Genomic DNA, 3,740 nt, shown 5'->3' with positions numbered 1-3,740 from the left:
TGTTCAGCTTTTGGGGGGGGGTGCGGAAACAGCCCCCCCCCTCCCACCTTGTTCTTGGTGGGCTGGGGGGCGGGCGAGAGGTACACCCCCCCCCCCTTTTCCTCCCTCTCGCCCCCGCCCCGGCCCTCCGGATCCAGCTGGTCGGGCCCCTGCCCGGACGACGCCGGCTCGACCGGGCTCAGCGGCAGGTACAGGGTGAAGGTCGAGCCGCGGCCCGGCTCGCTCGCCGCGTAGATCTCGCCGCCGAGCAGCCGCGCGATCTCCCGGCTGATCGACAGCCCCAGGCCCGTACCGCCGTACTTCCGGCTGGTCGTGCCGTCGGCCTGCTTGAACGCCTCGAAGATCACCCGCATCTTCCCGGCCGCGATGCCGATACCGGTGTCCGTCACCGAGAAGGCGATCATCTCGGCCTCCGGGTCGCGCAGCGTCCCCGCCTCCAGGAGCTGCTCCCTGATCGACTGCGGCACGTCCCCGCCGGCCGGGCGGATCACCAGCTCCACGGCACCGGTGTCGGTGAACTTCACCGCGTTCGACAGCAGGTTGCGCAGCACCTGGAGGAGCCGCTGCTCGTCCGTGTGCAGCGTGGCGGGCAGCTCCGGCGAGACCCGCACCGAGAAGTCGAGCCCCTTCTCCGCGGTCAGCGGCCGGAAGGTGGCCTCCACGTAGTCGACGAGCTGCACCAGCGCGATCCGCGTCGGCGAGACGTCCATCTTGCCCGCCTCGACCTTCGACAGGTCGAGGATGTCGTTGATCAGCTGGAGCAGGTCCGAGCCCGCGCCGTGGATGGTCTCCGCGAACTCGACCTGCTTCGGCGTCAGGTTCGCGTCCGCGTTGTCGGCGAGCAGCTTCGCCAGGATCAGCAGCGAGTTGAGCGGCGTGCGCAGCTCGTGCGACATGTTCGCCAGGAACTCGGACTTGTAGCGCATGGAGACCGCGAGCTGTTCGGCACGCTCCTCCAGGACCTGCCGGGCCTCCTCGATCTCGGTGTTCTTCACCTCGATGTCCCGGTTCTGCCGGGCGAGGAGTTCGGCCTTGTCCTCCAGCTCCGCGTTGGAGTTCTGCAGCTCCTTCTGCCGGTGCTCCAGCTCAGCCGACCGCTCCCGCAGCTGCTCGGTGAGCTCCTGCGACTGCTGGAGCAGCACCTCGGTACGGGTGTTGACGCTGATGGTGTTGACCGTCGTCGCGATCAGCTCGGCGATCTGGTTGAGGAAGTCCCGCTGGATCTGCGTGAACGGCTGGAAGGACGCCAGCTCGATCACGCCGAGCACCCGGCCCTCGAACAGCACGGGCAGCACGATCACATGGGCCGGGGCGGCCTCGCCCAGACCCGAGGAGATCTTCAGATAGCCCGGCGGCACGTTGACCTGGATGGTCCGCTTCTCCTCGGCCGCCGTACCGATCAGGGTCTCGCCCGGCCGGAAGGAGGTCGGCATCGAGCCGGCGGAGTAGCCGTAACTGCCGCGCATCCGCAGCTCGTACGGGCCCTCGCCCTCCCCGACCGACTCGGCGTCGTTGACGTTCGAACCGGTCGGCATCGCCACGAAGAAGGCGCCGTGCTGCGCCGACACCACCGGCGTCAGCTCGCTCATGATGAGCGAGGCGACGTCGTCCAGGTCCCGGCGGCCCTGCATCAGACCGGAGATGCGGGCCAGGTTGCCCTTCAGCCAGTCCTGCTCCTCGTTGGCGAGGGTGGTGTCGCGCAGGTTGGCGATCATGGTGTTGATGTTGTCCTGGAGCGCCTGGATCTCGCCGGCCGCGTCCACGCCGTCGATCTTCAGGTTGAGGTCGCCGCGGGTCACCGCCGTGGCGACGGCCGCGATGGCGCGCACCTGCCGGGTCAGGTTCCCGGCCATCTCGTTCACGGACTCGGTCAGGTCCCGCCAGGTGCCGTCCACGTCACGGACCCGGGCCTGACCGCCCAGCTGCCCGTCGGTGCCCACCTCGCGGGCCACCCTGGTGACCTCCTCCGCGAAGTTCGACAGCTGGTCGACCATCGTGTTGATGGTGTTCTTCAGCTCCAGGATCTCGCCCTGCGCGTCGATGTCGATCTTCTTGGTGAGGTCGCCCTTGGCGATGGCGGTGGTGACGGCGGCGATCTGGCGCACCTGACCGGTCAGGTTGGAGGCCATCGAGTTCACCGACTCGGTCAGGTCCTTCCAGGTGCCCGAGACGCCGGGCACCCGTGCCTGGCCGCCCAGTTCGCCCTCGGTGCCCACCTCGCGGGCCACGCGGGTCACCTCGTCGGCGAACGACGACAGCGTCGTCACCATGGTGTTCACGGTGTCGGCGAGCTCGGCGACCTCGCCGCGCGCCTCGACCGTGACCTTCTTCGTCAGGTCGCCGTTGGCGACGGCCGCGGACACCCGGGAGATGTTCCGCACCTGGCTGGTCAGGTTGTTGGCCATCAGGTTGACGTTGTCGCTCAGGTCCTTCCAGATGCCGGTCACGCCGCGCACCCGCGCCTGGCCGCCCAGGATGCCCTCGGTGCCCACCTCACGGGCCACCCGCGTCACCTCGTCGGCGAAGTTCGACAGCTGGTCCACCATCGTGTTGACGGTCGTCACCAGCTCCAGGATCTCGCCCTTGGCGTCGACGGTGATCTTCTTCGACAGGTCGCCCTTGGCGACCGCCGTGGTGACCTCGGCGATGTTCCGGACCTGGAAGGTCAGGTTGTTCGCCATCATGTTCACCGACTGGGTGAGGTCCTTCCAGGTGCCGGAGACACCCTGCACCTCGGCCTGGCCGCCCAGGATGCCCTCGGTGCCCACCTCACGGGCCACCCGCGTCACCTGGTCGGCGAAGCTGGACAGCTGGTCCACCATCGTGTTGAGGGTGTTCTTCAGCTCCAGGATCTCGCCGCGCGCGTCCACGTCGATCTTCTGCGACAGGTCACCGCGGGCCACCGCGGTGGCGACCTGCGCGATGTTGCGCACCTGGGCGGTCAGGTTCCCGGCCATGCCGTTCACCGAGTCCGTCAGGTCGCGCCACACACCGGCCACGCCCGGCACCACGGCCTGGCCGCCGAGGCGGCCGTCGGTGCCCACCTCACGGGCCACCCGGGTCACCTGCTCGGCGAACGCGGACAGCTGGTCGACCATCGTGTTGATGGTGTTCTTCAGCTCCAGGATCTCGCCGCGCGCGTCCACGTCGATCTTCTGCGACAGGTCACCGCGCGCCACCGCCGTCGTCACCTGGGCGATCTGCCGCACCTGCGAGGTCAGGTTGCCGGCCATGAAGTTCACCGAGTCGGTGAGCTCCCGCCAGCGCCCCGACACGCCGTCCACCCGGGCCTGACCGCCGAGCCGGCCCTCCGTGCCCACGTCCCTGGCCATCCGCGTCACCTGGTCGGCGAACGAGGACAGCTGCGACACCATCGTGTTGACGGTGTTCTTCAGCTCCAGCATCTCGCCGGCCACGTCCACCGTGACCTTCTGCGACAGGTCACCGTTGGCCACCGCCGTCGTCACCTGCGCGATGTCCCGCACCTGACCGGTGAGGTTGCGGAACGCCGTGTTCACCGAGTCGGTGAGGTCCTTCCACGTACCCGCGGCGCCCGGCACCTGCGCCTGACCGCCGAGCCGGCCCTCGACGCCGACCTCCCGCGCCACACGGGTCACTTCGGAACCGAACGCGGACAGCTGGTCCACCATCGTGTTGACGGTGTTCTTCAGCTCCAGCATCTCGCCGGCCACGTCCACCGTGACCTTCTGCGACAGGTCACCGTTGGCCACCGCCGTCGT

The 3,740-nt window shown here is 68.9% G+C and carries 1 protein-coding gene; it reads right to left on the bottom strand.

The window, feature by feature from the left end; genetic code table 11:
• On the bottom strand, positions 1-3,740 hold a 3,740-nt coding region (locus ACFWJO_RS31485; RefSeq protein WP_386870651.1), incomplete at both ends, for a HAMP domain-containing protein.

The sequence above is a fragment of the Streptomyces sp. NPDC127092 genome (assembly GCF_042722475.1).
GTDB lineage: Bacteria > Actinomycetota > Actinomycetes > Streptomycetales > Streptomycetaceae > Streptomyces.
Note: the sequence above shows the minus strand (reverse complement) of the source record. Positions and strands in the feature narration are given on the sequence as shown.